Consider the following 23,862-nt stretch of genomic DNA (forward strand, 5'->3'; position numbering starts at 1 on the left):
ATATTATTTATCGTTATAACCGTTTGGATGATTCTTATGCCAATTCCAAGCCGTTTCTACTATAGTCTCTAAAGAAGTTATTTTTGGCGTCCATCCTAATATTTCTTTAGCTCTTTCGCTGCTCGCTATAAGCTCTGAAGAATCTCCCGCTCTTCTTGGGCAAACTTCCGCAGGTATAGAATGTCCCGTAATCTTTCTTGCAATCTCTATAACTTCCTTTACGCTAAATCCGTTTCCGTTTCCCAAATTACAAGATAAGCTTTTTCCACCTTTTTTAAGATAATTCATAGCGTCTATATGAGCTAAAGCCAAATCGCATACATGTATATAATCTCTCAAACAAGTTCCATCTGGAGTAGGATAATCGTCTCCAAATATTTTTATTGATTCTCTTTTCCCCAAAGGCACTTGAAGTATTAAAGGAATTAAATGAGATTCTGGATTATGGTCTTCGCCTATATGTCCGTCTGGATGAGCGCCCGAAGCGTTAAAATATCTCAAAGCTACAAAATTAAAATTGTAAGCCTTTGAATACCAGGATAAAATTTTTTCTAAAGCAAGTTTGCTATCTCCATAAGGATTTGTAGGTTCTTTTCGGCAATCTTCTTTTAAAGGAATGCTTTCAGGTTCGCCATAAACGGCGGCGGTTGAAGAGAAAATAAAATTCTTAACTTTAGCTTTAAGCATAGAGTTTATTAAATTAATCGAATTACAAAGATTATTTAAATAATATTTCGCGGGATTTTGAACGCTTTCGCCAACCTCAATATACGCGCATAGATGCATAACGGAATCTATATCATGATTTTTAAAAATATCGTTCAATAAATCAGAATCGCCAATATTTCCTTTATAAAAATTCTTGCATTCTTTTATAGCTTCTTTATGCCCGTATTCAAGCGAATCTATTATAACCGCTTCAATATTTTGATTTAAAAGTTCGTTAAAAACATGCGAGCCTATATAACCCGCTCCTCCGCAAATTAAAACTGCCATAATTAATACTCCAAATTTAATAATACAAAATAATTATAAATAAATTGTAAAAAATGTCAAAATAGTTATATTTAAAATAGATTTAAATCTTATATTTAAGTTTTTATATAATTAATAAACGCGTAATATAATGCTTCTTAAAATAAAATTTGTTTGTATTAGAATACTTTATAAATTCTATTTTACAAAGGAAATTTTATTCCCTTATTACTGAAATGTAAAATTTATTCATTTTCTTTATTAGAATATTACTCCAACAACCTAACCTCGCCAGACAATAATTTTTGCATAGCTCCTCTCTTCATTTCCTTAATCAATTCTTTTTGCTTTTTCAAATTATCAATTTCTTCATCAAGCAAACTTAAATATCCGCCTATCTTTTCTTGCTCTTCAATAGTTATATTCGGTATATTTAATTTAATTAAATCTTTAGCATAAACATGTTTTTGAACTCCGCCAACTTGTAAATAATATATTAAATCTTGTATATTTTTTAAATAATGATATAAAAATTTTATATTATATCTTTTATTGTCTGTATATATAACATGACAATCGGAAGCCCATATTTTATAATCATGAAACCAAACATAGCCAGCAGAACCAGAAGCGCTAATAGTTATACAAGGGAAATTATAATCATATTTATTATGGTAATACGGAGGCGTTTTACCTCCAGCAATAACGGGAATATCGCCTTCTTCAATTTTACTTTTAGTAATCGATTTGCCTTTTTCTATTTTTATAATATTATTATTTACAAATTCTAATATTTGAGTTTCTTCCCATTCATCCTCAAAACCTTTAAATCTCGCTTCGGGAATATTTTCGCCTTCTTTACAAGTCAATAATTTTTTAGCAATCCCTCTTTTAAATCTTTCTTTTTCTTCTATCAATTTAATTGTATTTTCTAAATATGCGTCAATTTTTGAAAGTGCGGATGCAATGCGTTTTTGCTCGTCTAATGGAGGCAATATAAATTTACAATCTCCTATATCGCCTAAATTTATTTTTTTAGGAAATGCTACATGTAAAGTTCTATAATATAACTCCTTTTTAAAGTAATTCGATTGTATAGCATAATATAAATATTTATTAAAAACTTCTTCGTCTATGTTTGTAAATAAGCATAATGTAACATAATAAGCTAATTTTTCATCTTTATTTAAAATGGCAGGCGTCCCTATATCTCCTATTCTAGTCATAAATATATCGTTTTTCTTTGCTTTTATTTTATACATTTTATTATAATCTTCTTCAGATATAAATTTATTATTATTATATAAATCATTAATATTTTCTACGCTTACAAACTTTATACCTTTACTTGTATATTTTGGCGTTTTATGTATTCCGTCTTGAATTGTGCATACATCTTTTAATTTTTTTATTTCCCAACCTGCAGGTAATTTATTCATAATTATTCCTTATTAATATTGATAAATTTCGCCGTTATAAATAATTTCATTTTCATTGTCTACGATATTTTTAAACTTATCGCTTATATTATTATAATCTATAATATCCACTCTATAAGGCAAATCGCTTTCTTCAAAAGCGTCTTTTAAAATATTTAAAAATTCAAAAGATAATTTTTCGCCAATATCTATGGCTATATCAAAGTCGGAAAATTTTCTATTATTATGTTTGAATCGAGAGCCGAAAGCGTAAACTTTTCCTTTCTTAATATAAGTCTTTAAAATATTTATTATAATATCGTATTCTTCTGCAGATACTGAAATCATTGATTATGCTCCTTTAATCTTTTAAGCAAATATTTTACATAAGAAGGAAATTCCAAAGCCGACTTAAAAACATTTTCCGCTGTTAATTCAGAATAAATATGAGAAGTGCTATTTCTATAATTTTTAAACTCTATCCATTTTGAAACATTATCTATAAGCAAATGTTCGGCTGCAAGTCTAAATAATTCTTTTTTTGTAATTCCTTGAGCTATGCCATAACTTACATTTTCATTGAGCCATCTAACAATAAATTTCCAACTTTGTTCAAAAGCAACTTCAAAATTTTGAATAACTCCAGAACGCAAAGTATCGATTAATTTTTTATCGTTTGCTAAATGTTCGCTAAAATCGTTATTATTATCAGATATTTTTTTGTAAACTTCTATGGAATTATCTAAAGCAGAAATAGAATTTTCTAAAGCCTCAAGTTCAAGCATAATAATTATATTTCCTTTTTGATTTTATTATAAATGAAAATATTTTATTCGTCAATAAATAAGTTCGCTTAAAGTCCTTGATATTGATATTAGCTTTTTATTATTTTTTATTCTTCCAACGAAATTAAAACTTCTCTCGGTTTGCTTCCGTTTTCAGGACCTACTATTCCCTGCCTTTCCATTATTTCAATTATTCTTGCGGCTCGATTATATCCAATTTTTAATCTGCGTTGTAAAAAAGACGCGCTCGCTTTTCCTGTTCTTGTCACAAGTTTAACTGCATCTTCCCATAACTCTTCGTCAAGTATATTTTCTTCGTCAGAATTTCTATCGTCTCCATCGCTTCCTTCCAAAGCGGCTATTAAACTCTCGTCAAACATAGGCGACATTTCTCCCGATAAATAATCGACAACTTTTTTAACCTCGTTATCGGAAACAAAAGCGCCTTGAATTCTCTCGGGCATTTGGCTTCCCGATGCGCAAAATAAAGCGTCTCCTTTTCCTAAAAGTTGTTCCGCTCCAGACATATCTATTATGATTCTTGAATTAGTTTTATTCGGCACTTGAAAAGCGACTCTTGTAGGCAAATTAGCCTTAATAACTCCCGTCACAACATCCGCCGAAGGTCTTTGAGTGGCAATTATCAAATGTATTCCAACCGCTCTACTCATTCCCGCCAAACGCGAAATTAAATCTTCCACTTCTTTTGAAGCGACAACCATCAAATTGTGAAGTTCGTCTATAACTAAAACTATATAAGGAAATAATTCTAAAGGCTCGCCGTTAAATTCCGTTTCGCCTTCTTTTATAAGTTGTTTTACTTTTTCGTTATAAGTTTTAACATTTCTAACAAAAAATCTCTCCATTCTTTCGTATCGTTTTTCCATTATATCTACAATATATCTCAAAACGATTGTAGCCTTTTTTTCGTCAGAAACTACAGGCGACATTAAATGCGGAATTCCATTATAAATTGAAAGTTCTACTCTCTTTTTATCTACAAATATAAATTTAAGTTCATCGGGACGGAATTTATACAAAAGCGAAAGAATTATTGTAGACAAACAAACGCTCTTTCCGCTTCCTGTAGTTCCTGCAACCAAAAGATGAGGCGCTTCCGACATATCCGAAACTACATTATTTCCGTAAATTCCTTTTCCCAAAACGAATGGAATATCTAATTTAGAATTCCTAAAATCCACGCTTTCCAAAACTTCTCTCAAATAAACGGCGTTTCTCACTTTATTCGGTATTTCAATTCCAATAACCGAACGACCGGGAATCGGCGCAATTATTCTAACGCTCTCTGAAGCCAAAGCCAAAGCTATATTATCCGTAAGATTTGATATTTTTGAAACTCTCGTTCCAGCTGCAAGTTCAAGTTCGTATCTCGTAATAACTGGTCCCCGCGAAACTCCCGTAACTTTAGCCTCGATATTAAAATCAAGCAAAGTATTTTCAAGTTGCAATGCGGTTTGTTTTATCGATTCCATCATAGCGTTATCGTTAATTGGAATCGCTCTATTTAATAAATCAAATGGCGGATGTTTATAATGTTTATCTACATATTTAGCGTCAAAATTAGATTGAATTAAATCTAAATCATCGCTATGTTTTCTAATTATCGCTTTATGATTATCGTTTATAATATTAACTTTTTTATCGGATTCTATATTTATAAAAGTCGCTAATTCGTTATTATTTTCTTTTATCTCTTTAAAATTAGTATTTTCCGCATTATTAAAATTATTAAATGCATTTTTATTTTCGTCTATAAAATGATTATCAATTTCTTTTATCTTTACATCTTCTATATAATTATTATCCGTATTGTATAATTCTTCTTCATCCAAATCAAAATCTTCAAGTTTATCATCTGCATTATAATTATTATAATTTGTAGGTATATGGTCCGCTCTATTATATTCTCGCTTTGAAGCATATCCCATATTAAATTCAAAAGGTCTATCCAAATCGGATGCGGAAACATATTCTTTATTATAATTTGGCTCTTTATTTTTATTAACCATATTTCTTAATTTTGAAAGAATATCCTCTTTCTTGCGATTAAGTTCTTCTTTTTTATCAATTTTATTTTCAAAATTATGTTCTTCTAAATTATAACTTTGCAAATTATCTTCTTCTTTTTTATTTAAGAAATTATTTGAATTATTTTCTTTATATTTTTTTCTTAATAAATATTCGCTATAATCGTCCGATATGGTTCTATTGGCTTTAATAAAATTATTTGTTTTGTCGTATCTTGCATATTTTGAATAAATAGAATCTTCATAAATCGCTCTTTTAAATTCCGATACTCTCGCTCTGTTGATATTAAAGTCTAATTCTAATTCTTCTTCGTCTTTAAAATTATTTAAACTATCGTTTTTATTATTTAAAGAATAGTTAGATAAAAAATCGTTATTTTTTCTTTCTATATTGTTTTTATAATCGTTACCGAATACCGCTTTTGCCAAAGAAGTTCCTAAATCTTCTTCCTCGCTTTCCATAGTATTTACATTAAAATTATTATTCTTCAAACCGTTTACAATACTGTCTATTTTTTTATCGTCATTATTATAATCTGAAGATTTTTTTAAACCGCTAAAAAAACTTTCAAAAGAATTATTTTTTCTTTTTAATTTTTCTCTAAAATCATCTTCATTAAAAGAAAAAGAATTAAAATAATTATTAGATTGTTTTACTTTTTCTATAAACGGAATAGAGCTAAAACTCATTTCTGAAATTTCTTTTTTATAAAAAATCGGCAAATAATCTTTAGTTTTAAGTTTTTCATTCTTATTATTATCTGAATTAGTTTTATTTATATTTTCATTTATTATTTTACTTTCAAAATCTTTTATTTTTTTTAAGTCAATTTTTCCTAAAATATTTTTAAGAGAATTTAAAGAATCGATTATTGAAACTTTAGCAAATATAATAGTTAAAATAATCAATCCCGAAATTACCATTACAAAAGCGCCCGTTTTTCCAAATAAAGAAATTAAACTTTCTCCTATAACCTTTCCCATCATTCCGCCTTTCTTATAAAAAATACTCTCTCCCAAAGTTATATCGAAAAGAACGCTCAATAATATCATTAAAATAAAAGAGCCTAAAGCCGACAGAGAAATTTTATTTGAAGAATTTTTAAGTATAACGCTAATTCCGACATATATAAAAAATGCGGGAAAAATAAAAGAAGAATAACCGAAAGCTAAAAACGAATAAACCGAAATATAAGCTCCGAATATTCCAAGTAAATTCTGCGATATATTATCATTTAAAGTTATACTTTCTTTATTTATACTGAAATACGACAATAATAAAATTCCTGCAAAAAGCAAGCATAAAAAACCAACAACATCGAATATTGAATTTCTATCGTTATAATTATTTTTATTAAATTTAATCATAAATAAAACTCCATTAATCTAATTAACGGCAACATTTGTAAAATATAAATATACGGCAAACCCTACTATAATGCAGTAAAAACCGAAATGAAAAAGTTTCCCTCGTTTCAAAAATAATAATAAAAACTTTAAAGCTATAATTCCAAATACGAAAGAAGTTATTAGTCCAGCAATTGCATAAACGATATTAAAATCTTTCAAATCTTTTAACGACAAAAGCAAAGCTCCGAATATTGCAGGCAAAGATATTAAAAAAGAAAATCTCCCTGCAAAATCTCTATTTAATCCTAAAAATAACGCTACGCTTATAGTCATTCCCGACCTTGAAATTCCAGGAAAAACCGCCAAAGCTTGAGCTATTCCTATCATAAAAACATTATAATAAGTAGTTGTAAAAGCGTCTTTTTTTTCGGTTATAGAATCCGTCTTTCTTGTTAATAAAAGTATAGAACCCGTTATTATAAGATTTAATCCTATTCTGTTTAATGGCAAATTGCTTAAATATTTTTCTAAAAAAAGTCCGACTATAGCTATTGGAATAGACGCTATTATAATCATAATCGCTATTCTAAAATATTCGTTATGCTCGCTTGAATATTTGAAATTATTTAATCCTAAAAAAAATCCTTTAATAGTATTTATAATGTCTTTTCTAAAAATTAAACATGTTGCCAAAAAAGTTCCAAAATGAAGCGCTATTTCAAAAGATAGAATATTATTAGCGTTAAAGTTAAGAAAATATTCCGCTACTCTCAAATGCCCCGAACTTGAAACGGGTAAAAATTCCGTTATCGCTTGTATCAATCCTAAAATTATCGGTTTTATCATTTAAACTACCCCGCTATATAATTTTTCGGATAATAATAAAAAAAGAGTAGTAAAAAATTATGTAAACTAAAGCGTGCAGTCGCCGAGTGGGCGAGTTAAACTTCTTAGGCATTGCATCAAACTGAACAAAAGAAAGCAATATATTATAATATAACTTTATTTTAATTTAGAATTATTAAATATCTTTATATGGATTTGTAAACTTTTCAAATATTTTTATTACAAATTTACATTTTTCTAATACTTCAGGTGATAAATCTTCATCACTTTTATTATGATTTAACTTTTGTATATCTGCAGAAGTATATAATTTGTCAATTTTATATCGTTCAAGAAATTTGTCATAACATTTTGTAAAATCATTGTTATCTTCAAAAACTATTGAGAATATTTTTTCCAAAAGTCTTCTTGGAAATTCCATTATATCACTTTCAATATTTAATTTTGGGTTATCTACATATTTTTTTAGTTTATTATAAATTTCTCTTACTTCATTATCAAGTGAAATTTTATTTAAAGTATCTATTTTAGAAGTAAATTTATGTTTGCTCACATTTAATATTTTCTTTTTTGAAAAATTTATTCTATTTAATTCTTTATCTATTTTATGCAATATATATTTTTCATGTGATAAAATAAAAATTTGACTTCTTATATTTTTATTTTTAACAATTTTATCTAAAATATAATTTATAATTTTATCTTTATTTGTATTATCTAAACTTGTAATTGGGTCGTCTATAATTAGTATAGGGTATTCCTCTAAATCTTGCGAGGTAGCTAAATAAGAATTTATAAAATAAATTAAAGATATAATTGTTTTCTCGCCCTCGCTTAATTCACTTTTACAATCAAACCAACAGCCATTACTATCTTGTCTTTGTGTTTTATAATGAGTATCTGAAATTTTTACAAATTTAATATCGCTAAAAAACCAACTATTTAAATCTTCATTTAAATTCTTGAAACTTTCGTCAACTTCTTTTAATTCATTTTCAATGCAATTTATTTGTTTTTCCCTTTTTTCCTTACATATTGATATTTTTTCGCTAAAATAATCTATTGTTTTATTTTTTTCTTGAAGCCCTAAAAAACTATCTTTTTTTTCAGCTATAAAATGATTTATAATTTTTATAATATTTTCTTCAATAATAGATTTATATTCTGATTGTTGCTTATTATGGTAATCTATAATATCTTTAATTTTATTTGATTGTAGTATTTCTATAGAACGATTAAAATCATGATTCAATTCAATATCAATATCATCTCTATTTGGAGATTTAATTTTTTCTTGTATAGTATTTATAATAGTATTATCTAAATAAATATTAAATGTTTCTGTTAAATTAATATATTCTTGTCTTAATTCGTCAATATTAATTCCTTTTTCAAGCATTAATTTTGAATTAATTAAATTTTCATTTAACCATTTTTTAAAGTTATTAACTTCATTTTTGACAGATTCAAAAAAATCTGCGTATTCTTCTAATTTTTTTACAAAATTATCATATTCTTTATTAAAATGTTTTTCTAAAGTTTCCCAAAGTTTCACTTGTATTATGCTTTGACCACATAAAGGGCATTTATCATTATACTCTTGAGGAGAGTTATTTTTAATTTTTAATGCCGTTCTTGCAAAATTTTCTAATTCAATATCATTTTTAAATTTTTCAATAGCATAGTTTTCTGGGGTTTCTTTCAATATTTTATTTAGTTCTGAAATATTGAAAGAAACTTTATCAATTAAATTAAAATTATATATATTTATTTCATTAGGTTTATTATTAATAGTGAGCTTTTTAATTTCATCAAATTCATTACTATCTAATAATTGAGCATTATAAAATTGTACATTTTGAATAGAAGCTTTTGTATAACTTTGCGGTGTTTTATAAGCTTGAGGATTAATTTTTTCTAAAACTTCTCTGGTTCTTTTTGCTATGATTATTTTAAGATTATCAATTTGAATATTAACATTATTTCTATCTTTTTCATTTCTATCTTCAAATATTTTCAGTTTAGCTATTTTTTCTTCTATTTTACTTTTTTTGTTTTATAATATCTTTAATATTTTCGCCAGCATAAAAACTATTAAAATCGTATTTTTCATCATTGTCAATATATAAAACATTTCTTTTATATCTTTCATTGTAAATATAAATTTTATATTTTTGTTGTGAGCAATTAAAGTTGTCTAATATATTATTATTAATACTTTGATATAAAAAATCAGCAAAAGAGCTTTTACCATGACCATTATAACCAAATATAAGGTTTATATTTTCAAAATTTATATCGCTTATATCCAAGTTGTCAAAACTTTTATAATTAATAAAATTTATAGATTTAATCATTAGTTTCCCCTTCAATTATTCTAATCTCTTTATCCTCCAAATTATACAACCAATAAACTATTTTATCAATTTCTCCCTCAATTTTAGATACATCCTCATTTGAATTTTTACTTCTAACCTTCAAAATCTCATTAACATTATTTATAATTTTATCAACCAATTTTTTCTTTTATTATCAAAAAAAAGAACTCCCACTAAACACTAAACTCCAACTCATAACCAATAATAAACTCTATCTCCTCCTCCGTCAAACCACAAAGTGGGCATGTATGCTGATTTTTAATTTTATTTTTTATTTAAATTTTGTTTTATAATTTTTAACATCGCTTCTTTATCTTTACATAATAAAGTCTTATCATATGGATGAAAAATTATATCATTATGATTAACTGACATATTTTTATAAATAGACATATTTCCGATATTTAATTTGTATAAAACAGGAAGCCCATTAACATATTTTATTTTTTCATCAGATGGAGTATTAACTTTAACCATTATTCTTAATTCCGTTTCAAAATTAAAATCTTTTCTTTTATCAAAAAAATCACATTCATTTTCATTATTTGATATATCATCTTTGTAATCTAAAGAACCTATATAGAGTTCAATATCTTCATTAGAATTTTTATCTAATATTGAAATTATACTATCTATAAAATATTCTATTTTTACTGTTAACCTAAATTTTGTCTTATTACCATATAATTTCCACCATGCATAAGCGTTTTCTTTACCGACTGTATAGCTAAAACATGAAATATATAAATTTTTATCTATAGGATATTGATTTTCAAATTCATCCTCAAATAAATAAGGGTGTGACATAGTTATTTGCTTATTTTTTATGTCTTCAATTAAATGTGAAAATTCTACTATTCTTGAAATAATGCCATCTTTTTTATTTATTTTTGAAAATATTTTTTCCTTTAATTCTTTTTTATTGTATTTTTTATTATAATCTTTTTTATTATCATATTTATCAATAATTAAATATTTATTGTTCTTTTTTATTATCTTTATTGGTGCAAATAATTTATTTCTTTTATATTGAAGCCTTTTTTTAATATCTGAATCTAAATTGTTTATATTAATTAAATTGTCATATACTTTTTCGTCATATATTTTTTCTATATTTATAAACATATTAATAATTTCATCAATTATAATTCTTAATTCAAATTGTGGAGTATATAAAGTATTTACAGGATAATTTATTTTTGAAGGAAGATTAGGATATATTTTAGATATTGTATAAGTTAATACGGTTGCTTTTTCATTATCTATAATAATATTATTAAATACATATAATAAATTTTCAATAGCCTTTCTATGATAATGATAACCATTCCATTTTTTTAAACAAAAATCTTCGAATATACTAATATCTTTATTTATAAAAATTAAAAGTTCAATAATATTATTTTCTTTTATGTTAGCATCACTATAGGTATAATTATCTATTTTAAATTTTTCATTTAATTCTAAAATATAATTTAAAAATTCGTCAATATATTTATCGTCTATATTACTTGTAATATTTATTTTATCCCTTAATTTCAATAATTCGTTTTTAAAATTATTAACTCTATCTGTATCTGTGTTAATATATTTTATTACTTTAATTTTATCTTTTCTTATATTATTTCTTATATCAAATATAATATTTAAAATAGTTTCATTATATTCATTTTTTATTATAGTATCTTGCCAAATAGAAATTTGATTAAAATGCTCATATTCAATTTGGCTGCTTTCAGATAAAATTTTTAATATATCTTCTAAAATATTTAATTTTTCAGTAGTTTTTATTACAAGTTGAGATATATGTCCGACTTTACCAGCATTATCAAGCGTATTTTTAAAATATAAAATAATTAATTCTTTTATTTTATTTGTATATTTTTCTTTATTTGGCAGTATATTATAAATATTTATAATAGATAGAAAAAAATAATAATCATATTGGATTAAATATATGGATTTAGAAATATCTATTTTTTCCAAACATATATTAAAAATATTTTCTATATTGTTAATATTATATCTTTTAAAAAATAGTGAAAAATCTTTTGATTCAAATTCCAAATTTGTATTTATAATTCCACTTTCATATAGCTTTCGAACTCCATTAAATATAAAAACTTTTTTAGGGTTATCGTCTACTAAAAACATATAATTAGTTTTTAACAATTCTAAAACAATATTATCATTTATCAAATAATTTAATTTTAGGTCAAAGCCAAAAACCTTATTAACATTCCATAGTATAAATTTAGGATAATATATTTTTAAACTTTTAAAATAACTTTTTATTTTATTTTTTTCATTATTAGAAAAATTATAATCATATTTTTTTATAGATATTAAATAATTATAAAGATGAAATACATAACATTTATTCCAATTATTGTCTATTTCGCTATAAATTTTATCAAATCTACTTCATTTTTAAAAATTGATAAATAATCCATAATATAACTTATTAAAAAAGGATTTAATATTACAATATCGCTATTAACAAAATTATCTCTATCTTCATAAGAAAATCTATTAATATTACTAATTCCTTTATAAAAATCGATACTTTTAATTTTAGAGTTATCGTTAAAATATTCTTTTATCTTTTTTAAATCTTTTAATATTTTTTCTTTATTAAAAAAATATTTTATACAATTAATTTTCTCTTCTTCATTTAATGTTTTTATTTTGATTCTTTTTTCTTCAATGTTCTTTAATTCTTTTAATTCTTTTTTTATTTCTTTAGGAGCTATAGTATAAAGTGGGTCATTTTCATTTATTATTAATTTTAGTCTAAATTTTTGAGCTTCTTCAGAACAGGAATTATAAATTTCTTCCGTATTAATATATTCTCTAAATATCTTTGAAGCCCATAAATAATTTTTTTCATAAGTAAATTCATTTGTTTTACTTACTTTACATATATATTTCTTTAATATATTTAATAAATATTTACATTCTAATTTTATATCATGATTTAGATTTATTATTAAATTTTCATCTAAATAATTATTATATAAATAACCAATATGTTTTATAAATAAATATTTTCTATCATCCGTATCTAAAAATCTATCTATATTTATTTTTAGATTATTAACTCTATCTATTATAATAAATTGCAAAGCAAAATATTTAGTAATAGTATATATTTTAGAATTATTTGGGAAAAAATCATAAAATATACTTTTTAAAAAATCTTCATCTTGTATTTTTTCTATTATTGTTAATATACCGTTATAATATATATAATCATATCCTTCAGAATTGGAAAGTTCATTTTCTATAAATAAATAAACTAAATCCTTATAATCTATTTTTATAATATCTTCTCTCATTAATAAATAATATATAGTATAGCAAATATCTTTTTTATCCAATTTATCTGATAAAATGGATATTATAAAATTTATATGATTAATAATATCTCCCACTTTTATAAATTCTATAATATTAATTACTTTAATTGATTGAATTATTTTTTTCTTATCAATATTCTTTTTTGATTTATTTAATATTTCAATTTTTTCAAATGATTTTTTAATATAATCAATAGTTTTATCTACGCCTAACTCGGTATAAATAGATACTATATAGTCAAATAAATCAAAAATATCTTGTTCTGTTATGCTTCTTTTATTAAAAATTAGTTCTATTTCTTTTTCTAACTTTTCTTTAATTTCTTTTTTTATATATAAAAAAGCATTGGATTTAATAAGTATATCATTTACATATGAAGTAAAATAAGGTAATATAAGCTCTTTTCTTTGCGCTAAAAAATAATCAAATAATTCTGTTTGTTCTTTTTTGTTAAAGTATCCTTTATTTAAATTATAAGCTTCTAAATAACATTTAATATGCGGGTATGTATCTTTTTGAAATTCTTCGTTATTAATAAATTGTCTTACTTTGTATTCCATATATAACCTCAATTAAAATATTATAAATTTATATTTTACTTCCCATTTTCAATTATATTTATTTCTTCTTCACTTAAATCATATAATTCGTAAACTATTTTATCAATTTCTCCCTCAATTTTAGACACATCCTCATTTGAATTTTTACTTCTAACCTTCAAAATCTCATTAACATTATTTATAATTTTATCAACCAATTTTTTATTTTATTATCAAAAAAGAACTCCTACTAAACCCTAAACTCCAACTCATAACCAATGATAAACTCCATCTCCTCCTCCGTCAAACCATAAAGCGGACAAATCAACCGACATAATAATTTAATATTTATAAACTATTCCATTTTAAACTATTTATAATTTTTTTTAATATGTTAAAATATATTTATCAATTTAGAGGATAGCAAAATGCTCGTTATATCAAGATTTTATGGAATTATAATAAAAATGTATTTTCAGCAGAAAGAACATAATCCGCCGCATTTTCATGCAATATATGGAGAATATGTCGGCGTAGTGGATATTAACGAATTAAAAATTATAGAAGGCGATTTACCAAGCAAAGCGTCTTCTATGGTTTTGGAATGGGCGAAAAATAATCAAGCAGAATTATTAAATATATGGCAAACGCAAAATTTTAAACAATTAGAACCTTTGGAGTAGCTATGTCGTTTCATAAAATAAAAAATGTAGAAGCTTTAGACAATTTTACTTTACAAGTTTTATTTGAAAGCGGAGAAAAACGATTTTACGATTTAAATAAACTTATAGAAGTAAATAAAGATTTTGAAATATTGAAACGAGATAAAAATTTATTTAAATTGGTAAAAATCGATATTCAAGGTTATGGCATTTATTGGAACGATTATTTAGATATATCTTGCAATGAAATTTATTATAATAATTGAAAAATAAAATATTTAATATATCTTTTTTATATAAAAAAATTAGTCATTGCGAACCTTAACAAAGGCGTGGCAATACAAATTTAACGAAGCAATTTGTTAATTTACTTATTTATATTCTGCAATTTATTTTTATAATCCTTTCTTATATCGTTAATAATATCAAAAATAGATTTAAAATTATCAAAATATTTTTTATTCTTTTCATTTAAAATATTATCTCTTTTTGTATTGTATCTTAATTTTTTTATATATTTAGAAAATTCATTTTTACTTAAACCGTCATTATTTTCGTCTATTTTATAAATTATATGTTTTTTATGTTTTTCTTGGCATAATGACAAATTCTTACCTTTTATTTTTTTATTTAATATTTTATTTGGAAAATAATATTCTATAGATAAATATTCTTTACCTATTAATTTTGGCAAAACAAAATAATATATATTTGGTTCAAAAAATACAAATTTACAATTTTCATTTTTAATATTTTTCTCAAATTCTTTTATTATATTTATCCTGTCTCTATCAAAAATAACTATAACGGGGTTTTTAGGATTTTTTATTTTAGACTTTTCTAATAAATATTTATATGGTTTTATATTATTTTTTTCTTTAAGTTCTTTTACAAAATTCATTAAAGTTTGGTCTCCCGTATTATTAATATTATTACTATCATGTTTAGTATAAGGTATTTTTGTTATTATTTGAAAATTTAATTTATAATATTCTTTAAAATGGCTATATGCCGAGCTTAAATAAACTTTATCCGTTTTACCTTCAGTTATAATAGTTATTTTTTGATTATTAATAATTTTATCAAAATAAAAAAACATATCTTTCATTTTTTTAGCTATATCTCTTTTATTATTTTCAAAATTCATTTTTCTTATTTGATATATAAAAGCAATTCTTCCTTCAATACAATTCCTTATTGATTGATAATCATCAGAATTTGGATTTTTAATTAAATTATATAACATAAGTCTTGTTTTTCTTATATAATTTCTCTTTACATTTACTTTTTTATTTACTATTAGACCAGTAACTTCTTGCCTTGAAGATTTATATTGCATGCGAACTTTATCAAAATTAATATCAAAATGATTATTATTTATCATTTTAATTATCTCGCTTCCTAATTTCCAATTCCCATCATCATCTTTATACGCTATAGCTATTGGAAAATTTTTTAAATTTGTGGATATTGTAATATCGTCAGCATATCTTGTATAATTAAATTTATATTTTTTTGATAATATAGATAAACCTTTATCTAAACTAATGGCAATTAAATTTGATATTATAGGAGAGCTTGGGCTACCTTGAGGCAATTGATTATTATAGCAAGATATTTGAGCAATTAAAGTTGCAACCTCTTCGTTTAATTGAAAATTTTTATTTTTTATAAAAAATCCTCTCACTCTGCCAAAATTTATACTTGGGAAAAAATCTTTTAAATCTATATTTAAAACATATCTTTTATTCTTGTGAAAGTTTGAATTTGTATATATAGATTTCTTTTTTAAAAATCCATGAGAAGCGTTTTTATTTAGTTGTATTTCGTTATAGCATTCTTCTAAAACTTTTTTTAATTTCTTTTGAATTATTTTTAAATATTTATTTGGTGCTGATATATTTCTAAATTTACCATTATTTTTAGGTATTTGAAATTCTGTATATAAATTATATTTTTTTACAAATAAAATATATGTTATTTTTTTTAATTTAATCCCTATAATTTTTGAAAGTCCAAATTTACTTTTACAATTTTTTAATTTATCTAATGTATCCATAAAAATAAAAGCTTACAGATACTCTTATGTAAGACATATACTGTGCACAGTATATGGAATAAAGAAAAAGCAGCATTTTTACTTAAACACTAACCCTATAATAAATCATCTCCTGCGAAATCAACAGGAAAAATCTATCTGTAAGCTAATATAAAAATTATCATATTAGTTTAAAAAAGTCAAATCTAAACTTTAGTATTAATTCCCATTTTCAATAATATTTTTCTCCTCCTCACTCAAACCATACAACCAATAAACTATTTTATCAATTTCTCCCTCAATTTTAGACACATCCTCATTTGAATTTTTACTTCTAACCTTCAAAATCTCATTAACATTATTTATAATTTTATCAACCAATTTTTTATTTGTATTATCTATTTTTGGAATAGGTATTTTTTCAATATATATTTTACCGCCATAAGTTCCACTACCCAAAGTTGCAGAAGTTAATTTTATATATAACCTTGATAATTTAGAATTCAAAATTCCTATTAAGTATTTTATTGTATTTTTATTTTTACAATTTATCATAAACATACTATCTAAAACAAAATAGCCTTTATCGTCATAACTGAAATATAATTCGCTTGAAATTCTATTCCACATAATTTTACCATAATATTCAACTTTTCCATTATTACTTTTATTTTTATCAAATTCTTTATAATAAGTAGCAGCACATCTTTGTAAAGCATACCATTCGTATCTAATGCCCGTTTCATCTTTATTTCTATTTAAAAGTTTTTCTTTATAATTTAATAAATGATTATAAATGGCTGTATATTTCTTTTTAAATTCTTTCTCTGCTTTTTGAGACGCTCCGACTATATTTTTGTCATTATGTAATGGGAAATGCCAAGCTATGAATAGTAAATATTTATTTTGAAAATCATAACCATACCTTTTAATATCTTTTCCTCTTAAAATAGGTTTTATAATTTCTGCCGATTTTTTATCCTCTTTAATCAGTCTATTTTTAGTTTTCTCGTCAATAATAAATGCTTCGTTTAAACCCGTAGAAATTCCTCTATAAATATTTATATTCCAATCTTTTAAAACCTTATGTTTATTAATTTTCTCAAATATCGAACGCTCGACTTTATTCATAATAACCCATTCTTTACCCAAATTAGCCGTCACCACTTCAGATAACAAAGCGGTTTTCTCTTCTGCGTCCCTGTTGTAAACCTCTTGTGTCCTAATTCTAATTAAATTCAAATATTCCAAATCGTCTTTATAATTTACGGCGTCAAATAATCTTTCGCCTTCAATTTTATCTTGTAAAATCCTACCGTAAAAAATTATATTTACATCAACCGTTGCGCTTGAAAATCTACCAGCTCCCAAATCTATAATCTTAAAAACATTTGCATTATTATAAAAATATTCTCTTGTGCTTGCTCCGTATCCTGCACGCATCCATTTATTAGAAGTTATCAAACTTGCTACTCCGTTTTTATCAAGTAAATTCAAACTCTTCTCATAAAATAATTGATAAATATCTCCCGTAGAAGCGAAAGATTTAAAGCCTGCATTTTTATAATTATCTTTTATACTTTTACTCATTGTTTGTATTTGTATATAAGGCGGATTGCCAATAACAATATCAAAAAACTTTGTCCCAAATTGAATCTCGCTATCAAAAAAATCTGTCGATTTATTTTCAAAAGGATTCCAAGATAAAAATTTTTTCTTGTCATCCGAAGTCAAAAAATCACTCTCGTTTATTATTCTCGATTGAAGGCTATCAAATTTATATTTTATTTTTTTCTTCTTATCCAAACTATCGGCGTTAAAATATTCCTCCGCAATATTCCGCATACTTTTAATAAATCCGTCCATAGTTTCGTCTTTCAATTCTTTTTGTTCTTTTTCTTTATGCTCTAAAGAAATTAAACTATTCGCAGAAATAAAATTAAATTCCAAATTCGGCAAAGCCTTAATTCCCAAATTCTCATGCCCGCTCTCTTTCTCCTCATCAACAATCAAAGATAAAAAAGCCCGAAGCCTGCTAATCTCTATCGCTATCGGTTGTATATCTACTCCATGTATCATTCTCTGAAGCATATCTAATTTATAAGCGTAATTAAATTTATTCGCTTGATAAAGTTTTTTAAACTCTTCTCTCGCTTGCCCTTTAATATTCTTTAACAAAAACTCTTTATAAAATTCATGATTAGAATCAAGTTTATCGATTATATTAAAAACTCTATTCAATATTCCCATAGGAAAAGCTCCGCTCCCGCAGGCTATATCTAATATTTTCATTTCATGTATGGCGTTTAATATTTCGTTTCTCTCTTCGTTTGAAAAATCCGCCTCTTCATTTACGCTAAAAATATTATCTATCTTATCCGCTTTAACATTTTGAGTTTTTTTGTATAAATAAAGTTTTATCGATTCGCAAACCATATAATCGACAATCTCTCTCGGCGTATAAAAACTTCCCGTTTCTTTTCTCGCGCTCGCGGAACTCTCGGGATTAATCTCCGCAAGCAAGTTTTCAAATATTCTCCCAAGCATTTCAGGGTCAATAGAAATTTCAATATCAAATGGCGCGCTTTCATCTACAGTGAAATTATATTTTTCAAAAAATTCAAACAATTCTTTTATTATTTCATTATCGATAGTTTTTACTTTATAATCTTCTTCTTTCTTTAAAAATAATCCGCCGTTTAAAAATGGAATTTGTTTTTCGTATTTATTAATTATTTTACTTTCAATTTTTCTCTCTTCCATTTTTACATTTAATATATTAAAAAATAATTCTTCCAAAACTTCTTTATAATAATTATCTTTCGTTTTCATTTCGCCAATATTTATAAAATCAAAAATTTCTTTCGGTATCAAATCTTTCTCTCTCAAAAACCAACAAAAAAGCGCCCTTCCTAAAAATCTTAAACTAAATTCTTTTGCTGAAAGCAAGCGGTCGCTAGATGCATTTTCTTCATTTTCAAAATTTTTCAAAACATCTTTATAAATCTTGTCAAAAGAAATTTTAATTCCTTTATAAAATTCTTTATTAACGGGTTCTACGCTAAAAGCTTCTTCAATTTTCTTAACGCTTGAAAACGCTTCTTTATTTAATCTACTTTGCGCCGTTTTTACTTTCGCGCCTTCTCCAAGTAAATAAGTAAATCTTTTCGGGTCGCTCAAATCTTTTTTCACTTCATAATTTTCATTTACCTTTTTATCATATTTCACATAAGAAATTCTATAAGCTTTTTCATTTTCATTAGAATATAAAATAAAAAATATTCCTTTCCCAAAAGAATTTTTACCTCCGCTTTTTATAATATCCATGCATATTTTAGAAATTTTAACTCTGCTTCCCGTTTTAGTATTTTTTATTCTAATCTCATAAACTCCGATATCTTCATCGACATTTAAATTGCCAAGCCAAACAATCGCTTTATTATTTGAATCATCCAAACAATCAATATATTTTTCAATTATGCTATTTTGATTAGGAATAGAACCGTATTCATACTTAAAATTATCTCCTAAATATTTAGTCCATTCTTCCCTGCTATATTCTTTATCAAATCTCATTTTCTCCCCGCAATTTATAATTTCTAAATTTATTAAAATTCATTCTAAAAATATTTTATAATTCCAAAATTCATTTCAAGAATATTATAACAAAATAATTCTATATTGTCAAAATGAAACCGTAATTGAGAGCTTTTGTAGAAATCGAAGAAATCCAATTTGAATTTTTACTTAATATTTCATATAATTATATAAACTAAATTATATATAAACTCAAGCCCGTAATATTACTTATAAATTGCATAAAAAAAGCGACAGCTAAAATTATAACCATCGCTTTATAATTATTGATTAGTCTAATTAATCGTTGACAAAATAAAAACTTATTTGTCCACCTATATCGAAAGAGCCTAAATTATTTTTGCTAAATCTTTCGTCTTTAATTTGAGGACCAAAATCGTATCCAGCATATAAACCAATTCCTAAAGCGGTTTCATCGCTAAAGAAAAATAAATAATCGAAAGTCCCTTTAATATAAGGAACGAAAGGATTTTTAAATTTATTTTTTATGGCGTTAAAATTATATGCCGTTTCAGAATCGAAAAATTGACTTTTCTCCTCGTTATAATTTTGAGTTTTTTCGCTTCCCGATACTAATAGTTTTATTCCTCCGCCTATTCCTATAAAGAATCGGGCGATATTGAATTTTGGCAATAAACCTATATTTATCGTATCAAAAGAATATTTTGTCGAAACCTCTTTATATTGAGAGCCTCCAAGTTTATTCTCTTTATAGGAATAAACATCTCTATGATAGCCTAAATCTAAAGCTATTGAAAAACCCATATAATCGTCAAAACCTTTATACATGCCTGGAGTTATAGAAAAACCGAATTCAAAAGCGGATTTGCCAGATAAAGTTCCGTTATTTTTATCGGCGTTTGCATTATGGATTTGGCTTTTTTGAGAAATCGAAGCTCCCAAAGGCAGAACAAAACCTATTCCAGGCTCAAAGTCTGAAGAAAATAAATTTGATAAACTAATCAAAAAGATTAAAAAAGATATGCTTAATATTTTTTTCATAAATTAAATCCTCCTTAAATAAAAAATATAATTAATATCTTATGAGAATATTTTACAATATTGTAAATAAAATGTCAAGTATAAGTAAATAATTTTTACTAAAAAATTAAGGCAATTTATCAAGCTATTTTTAAGCTATTTACGATTATAGATTTTTACAACGGAAAGACGCCAAATTCTTATTATTTTTTGTTATTAAAAAAGAACAAAATATTTTGACATAATTAAATAAATGTTATATAATGTTAAAAAATTATTCTAAAAAGGAGAAATATATGAAAGGTTATGCTATGTTAAAAATAGGAGAATCAGGTTGGATTGAAAAGGAAAAACCTGCCTGCGGACCTAAAGACGCTATTGTAAAACCTTTAGCCGTTGCAATATGCACTTCGGATGTTCACACATTATGGGAAGGAGCTATAGGCGAAAGACATAATATGATATTAGGACATGAAGCTTGCGGAGAAGTTGTTGAAGTTGGAAGTTTGGTGACGGACTTCAAAAAAGGAGATAAAGTATTGATTCCAGCTATTACTCCAGATTGGGATTCCGTTGAAGCTCAAGCGGGATATTCTATGCATTCTGGAGGTATGCTTGCAGGATGGAAATTCTCAAACTTCAAAGACGGAGTATTTGGAGAATTTTTCCATGTTAATGATGCAAACGGAAACTTGGCTTTGCTTCCTAAAAATATTGACCCTGTTGACGCTTGTATGCTTTCCGATATGGTTCCTACGGGATTTCATGGAGCTGAGCTTGCGGATGTTCAATACGGAGATACGGTTTTAGTTATCGGCATAGGACCTGTAGGTTTAATGGGAGTTGCGGGCGCAAGTTTAAGAGGAGCTTCAAGAATACTCGCCGTTGGAACAAGAAAAAATTGTATAGAAGCCGCTAAAAAATACGGAGCGGAAGAGTTTATAAGCTATAAAAACGGACCTATCGACAAACAAGTTTTGGATATGACAAACGGAAAAGGAGTCGATAAAGTTATTATAGCTGGAGGCGAAGTCGACACTTTTGCCGAAGCCGTTAGAGCTTTAAAACCAGGCGGAAAAATCGGAAATGTAAACTATTTGGGAAAAGGCGATTATGTTCAAATCCCGAGAGTTGAATGGGGCGTTGGCATGGGACATAAAGCCATATTGGGCGGACTTATGCCAGGCGGAAGATTGAGAATGGAAAAATTAGGCTCTTTGGTTTCTTCAGGAAAATTAAATGTTCATCATTTGGTTTCTCATGTATTTGACGGTTGGGATAATTTGGAAAAAGCTTTATTTATGATGAGAGATAAACCTGCGGATTTAATCAAACCTGTCGTTAGAATAGAAAAATAAATATTCAATATAATAATTAAACTCATAGTTTTGGGATGGGCATAAAAAATGCCTATCCTTTTTTATTAAAGAATATTTAATTTATAAAGAAAGATAAAAATAAAAAAATAAAGTTTTTTATAAAGGTAAGTAAAAATTTTCATTTCTTCTTTATTCTCGTTAGAAAAAAAATAAAGAATGAATAAATTTGTCTTCTGCAATAAAACAAAGGCACTCCCTCGATTTGAGAGAATGCCTTTTAATAGGTATATACGGAACTAATTTTTTATAGCTTATCTGCTTCCTTAATTCTTATGTCCTGGCATGAACATGTAGCACCACCAAGGAGTATTTCCGCTATCTGAAAATACTACATATCTCGTAAATTGTGGGAATGTAAACTCAGGTCTTTCGCCTAAATACAATTTTTCATTTAGCATTTTATTATACTTATCTTCGTTTCTGTCAGGTCCTTCCCACCAAACATAGTATGAATCGATTCCTGCAGCTCCTTTGATTCCTTCATTACCGCCTGGATTCATAACCAAAACTTCTAAAGCTCCTGCTGGGAACTGTCTCTGGAAGAATATATTTTCATAATAAGCTCCATTCCAGAATTTAGACAAAGTTATATCCGCTTCTATGAATGTATGAACTGCGTTTCTAGCGCTACCGCCTCTACCATATATTGAGTTAGCTTCATGTCCGCTTATAGCCATTTTATAAAGCGCTCCAACTGTATATTCTTTAGAAACTCCATATTCATGCGTTACGCTATCGTTAAATCCATAATTCTTTTTAGTAACATATATGCGAGGAACTATAATCGCGCCTACAAATTTTTTGATTAATCTGTTATCTGGTTTGTAGTAAATATCGCCTTTAGAATCAAAATAGTAATAATCTTGTAAATTTCCATTTTCGTCTTTTGCTGGTAAACTTTTTTGGAAATCTTCTATTCCATAAGGATTTCTACCATTTCTAATTGCGAAAACTTTACCGTCTTTTGCGCCCTCTCTATTAATTTGTCCGAGCCATAATTTATTTAATTTTGCAGTATCTCTATAATCTACATCAAATTCCCAAGCTCCTCCTTCAGTCCAAAGAACAGAAATTCTATACTTTGCGCCTGGTTTGTCTGGAAGTTGAGCTACCGTCTCATTTGTAACATATTTAATTATGTATTCTTTCTCTCCCTGAACATACTGAGTAATAATCTCTTTTACAGGGGCAGCATTTGTATAACCTCTGATGGTTTCTTCCGTTGCAGTTACCGTGTCGGTTTTTACAAAGCCATTAGTCCATACCTTTCCAGTAGCTTCGTCAATCAAACCCGTCTCTCCGCTAAAATTGCTCATTGTGTTTGACTTACAAGCTATTGCCGTAGCTAAAACTACAATTAAAAATAAAAGTAAATAAACCGATTTTTTCATTTGCATATCCTCCATTTTTAATGAAATTTTTATTTACTGATGGATAAAGCTATAAAAATAATTTTATCTATCTACTAATAAGATAGTAAATTTTTATAAAAAGTCAAGAACTTTT

Annotated in this window: 19 protein-coding genes; 3 read left to right on the plus strand and 16 right to left on the minus strand. The window is 25.6% G+C overall.

Annotation, left to right across the window (positions count from 1 at the left end; all coding sequences use genetic code 11):
- Positions 1-3: 3 nt before the first annotated feature.
- The 12 genes from galE to EPJ79_RS11565 form a co-directional block, all read right to left on the minus strand.
- The gene (gene galE / locus EPJ79_RS06650) at positions 4-996 is read right to left on the minus strand and encodes a UDP-glucose 4-epimerase GalE (RefSeq protein WP_147738904.1); all 993 of its coding nucleotides are present in this window, start codon (positions 994-996) and stop codon (positions 4-6) included.
- A gap of 248 nt (positions 997-1,244) precedes the next feature.
- Positions 1,245-2,414 (minus strand): restriction endonuclease subunit S, encoded by a 1,170-nt coding sequence (locus tag EPJ79_RS06655; RefSeq protein ID WP_147738905.1) that lies wholly within the window; start codon positions 2,412-2,414, stop codon positions 1,245-1,247.
- 12 nt (positions 2,415-2,426) lie between these two features.
- A complete protein-coding gene (locus EPJ79_RS06660; protein ID WP_147737636.1) occupies positions 2,427-2,741 on the minus strand; it encodes a nucleotidyltransferase domain-containing protein in 315 nt (104 codons plus the stop codon).
- A complete protein-coding gene (locus EPJ79_RS06665) occupies positions 2,738-3,178 on the minus strand; it encodes an HI0074 family nucleotidyltransferase substrate-binding subunit (RefSeq protein WP_147738906.1) in 441 nt (146 codons plus the stop codon). Before EPJ79_RS06665 ends, EPJ79_RS06660 begins: the two co-directional genes overlap by 4 nt.
- Before the next feature lie 107 nt (positions 3,179-3,285).
- Positions 3,286-6,594 carry a DNA translocase FtsK gene (locus tag EPJ79_RS06670; RefSeq protein WP_147738907.1) on the minus strand — a complete coding sequence of 1,103 codons (3,309 nt, stop codon included), beginning with the start codon at positions 6,592-6,594 and terminating at the stop codon, positions 3,286-3,288.
- Between the two features lie 18 nt (positions 6,595-6,612).
- A complete protein-coding gene (locus EPJ79_RS06675) occupies positions 6,613-7,422 on the minus strand; it encodes an undecaprenyl-diphosphate phosphatase (RefSeq protein WP_147738908.1) in 810 nt (269 codons plus the stop codon).
- A 175-nt stretch (positions 7,423-7,597) separates the two neighbouring features.
- Positions 7,598-9,463, minus strand: coding sequence for an AAA family ATPase (locus EPJ79_RS06680; RefSeq protein ID WP_147738909.1), 1,866 nt, complete (start codon positions 9,461-9,463; stop codon positions 7,598-7,600).
- A gap of 1 nt (position 9,464) precedes the next feature.
- Complete coding sequence (locus EPJ79_RS06685; protein WP_147738910.1) at positions 9,465-9,779, minus strand: hypothetical protein; 315 nt, start codon at positions 9,777-9,779, stop codon at positions 9,465-9,467.
- The gene (locus EPJ79_RS11560; protein WP_158634360.1) at positions 9,772-9,939 is read right to left on the minus strand and encodes a hypothetical protein; all 168 of its coding nucleotides are present in this window, start codon (positions 9,937-9,939) and stop codon (positions 9,772-9,774) included. Before EPJ79_RS11560 ends, EPJ79_RS06685 begins: the two co-directional genes overlap by 8 nt.
- 125 nt (positions 9,940-10,064) lie before the next feature.
- Complete coding sequence (locus tag EPJ79_RS06690) at positions 10,065-11,999, minus strand: hypothetical protein (protein WP_147738911.1); 1,935 nt, start codon at positions 11,997-11,999, stop codon at positions 10,065-10,067.
- A gap of 194 nt (positions 12,000-12,193) precedes the next feature.
- Complete coding sequence (locus EPJ79_RS06695; RefSeq protein WP_147738912.1) at positions 12,194-13,720, minus strand: hypothetical protein; 1,527 nt, start codon at positions 13,718-13,720, stop codon at positions 12,194-12,196.
- A 35-nt stretch (positions 13,721-13,755) separates the two neighbouring features.
- Entirely contained in the window at positions 13,756-13,917 is a 162-nt protein-coding gene (locus EPJ79_RS11565; protein ID WP_158634361.1) for a hypothetical protein, read from the minus strand.
- Positions 13,918-14,127: 210 nt separating this feature from the next.
- Between EPJ79_RS11565 and EPJ79_RS06700 the strand changes: the two genes are divergently transcribed.
- Both EPJ79_RS06700 and EPJ79_RS06705 read left to right on the plus strand, forming a co-directional pair.
- Positions 14,128-14,382 (plus strand): DUF4160 domain-containing protein, encoded by a 255-nt coding sequence (locus EPJ79_RS06700; protein ID WP_147738913.1) that lies wholly within the window; start codon positions 14,128-14,130, stop codon positions 14,380-14,382.
- A gap of 2 nt (positions 14,383-14,384) precedes the next feature.
- A complete protein-coding gene (locus EPJ79_RS06705; protein ID WP_147528997.1) occupies positions 14,385-14,627 on the plus strand; it encodes a DUF2442 domain-containing protein in 243 nt (80 codons plus the stop codon).
- A 101-nt stretch (positions 14,628-14,728) separates the two neighbouring features.
- On the opposite strand, the gene EPJ79_RS06710 is transcribed toward EPJ79_RS06705, so the two are convergent.
- The 3 genes from EPJ79_RS06710 to EPJ79_RS06720 form a co-directional block, all read right to left on the minus strand.
- Complete coding sequence (locus tag EPJ79_RS06710) at positions 14,729-16,420, minus strand: retron Ec67 family RNA-directed DNA polymerase/endonuclease (protein WP_147738914.1); 1,692 nt, start codon at positions 16,418-16,420, stop codon at positions 14,729-14,731.
- A 198-nt stretch (positions 16,421-16,618) separates the two neighbouring features.
- A complete protein-coding gene (locus EPJ79_RS06715; RefSeq protein ID WP_147738915.1) occupies positions 16,619-19,975 on the minus strand; it encodes an Eco57I restriction-modification methylase domain-containing protein in 3,357 nt (1,118 codons plus the stop codon).
- A gap of 300 nt (positions 19,976-20,275) precedes the next feature.
- Positions 20,276-20,998, minus strand: a complete 723-nt coding sequence (locus tag EPJ79_RS06720) for an outer membrane beta-barrel protein (RefSeq protein ID WP_147717498.1) — start codon at positions 20,996-20,998, stop codon at positions 20,276-20,278.
- 275 nt (positions 20,999-21,273) lie between these two features.
- Between EPJ79_RS06720 and EPJ79_RS06725 the strand changes: the two genes are divergently transcribed.
- Positions 21,274-22,335, plus strand: a complete 1,062-nt coding sequence (locus tag EPJ79_RS06725) for an NAD(P)-dependent alcohol dehydrogenase (RefSeq protein WP_147529052.1) — start codon at positions 21,274-21,276, stop codon at positions 22,333-22,335.
- 284 nt (positions 22,336-22,619) lie between these two features.
- Here EPJ79_RS06725 and EPJ79_RS06730 read toward each other — a convergent pair whose 3' ends face one another.
- The gene (locus EPJ79_RS06730; RefSeq protein WP_147738916.1) at positions 22,620-23,747 is read right to left on the minus strand and encodes a hypothetical protein; all 1,128 of its coding nucleotides are present in this window, start codon (positions 23,745-23,747) and stop codon (positions 22,620-22,622) included.
- Positions 23,748-23,862: the final 115 nt, after the last annotated feature.

It is taken from the genome of Brachyspira aalborgi (assembly GCF_008016455.1).
Classification (GTDB): domain Bacteria; phylum Spirochaetota; class Brachyspiria; order Brachyspirales; family Brachyspiraceae; genus Brachyspira; species Brachyspira aalborgi.

What these genes read in the sequence shown, in the direction of transcription:
- EPJ79_RS06675 (WP_147738908.1), bottom strand. Translation starts at nt 7,422, where the DNA reads ATGATAAAACCGATAATTTTAGGATTGATACAAGCGATAACGGAATTT.
- galE (WP_147738904.1), bottom strand. Translation starts at nt 996, where the DNA reads ATGGCAGTTTTAATTTGCGGAGGAGCGGGTTATATAGGCTCGCATGTT.
- EPJ79_RS06695 (WP_147738912.1), bottom strand. Translation starts at nt 13,720, where the DNA reads ATGGAATACAAAGTAAGACAATTTATTAATAACGAAGAATTTCAAAAA.
- EPJ79_RS06710 (WP_147738914.1), bottom strand. Translation starts at nt 16,420, where the DNA reads ATGGATACATTAGATAAATTAAAAAATTGTAAAAGTAAATTTGGACTT.
- EPJ79_RS06725 (WP_147529052.1), top strand. Translation starts at nt 21,274, where the DNA reads ATGAAAGGTTATGCTATGTTAAAAATAGGAGAATCAGGTTGGATTGAA.
- EPJ79_RS06670 (WP_147738907.1), bottom strand. Translation starts at nt 6,594, where the DNA reads ATGATTAAATTTAATAAAAATAATTATAACGATAGAAATTCAATATTC.
- EPJ79_RS06715 (WP_147738915.1), bottom strand. Translation starts at nt 19,975, where the DNA reads ATGAGATTTGATAAAGAATATAGCAGGGAAGAATGGACTAAATATTTA.
- EPJ79_RS06700 (WP_147738913.1), top strand. Translation starts at nt 14,128, where the DNA reads ATGCTCGTTATATCAAGATTTTATGGAATTATAATAAAAATGTATTTT.
- EPJ79_RS06665 (WP_147738906.1), bottom strand. Translation starts at nt 3,178, where the DNA reads ATGCTTGAACTTGAGGCTTTAGAAAATTCTATTTCTGCTTTAGATAAT.
- EPJ79_RS06655 (WP_147738905.1), bottom strand. Translation starts at nt 2,414, where the DNA reads ATGAATAAATTACCTGCAGGTTGGGAAATAAAAAAATTAAAAGATGTA.
- EPJ79_RS06660 (WP_147737636.1), bottom strand. Translation starts at nt 2,741, where the DNA reads ATGATTTCAGTATCTGCAGAAGAATACGATATTATAATAAATATTTTA.
- EPJ79_RS06705 (WP_147528997.1), top strand. Translation starts at nt 14,385, where the DNA reads ATGTCGTTTCATAAAATAAAAAATGTAGAAGCTTTAGACAATTTTACT.
- EPJ79_RS06720 (WP_147717498.1), bottom strand. Translation starts at nt 20,998, where the DNA reads ATGAAAAAAATATTAAGCATATCTTTTTTAATCTTTTTGATTAGTTTA.
- EPJ79_RS06685 (WP_147738910.1), bottom strand. Translation starts at nt 9,779, where the DNA reads ATGATTAAATCTATAAATTTTATTAATTATAAAAGTTTTGACAACTTG.
- EPJ79_RS06730 (WP_147738916.1), bottom strand. Translation starts at nt 23,747, where the DNA reads ATGAAAAAATCGGTTTATTTACTTTTATTTTTAATTGTAGTTTTAGCT.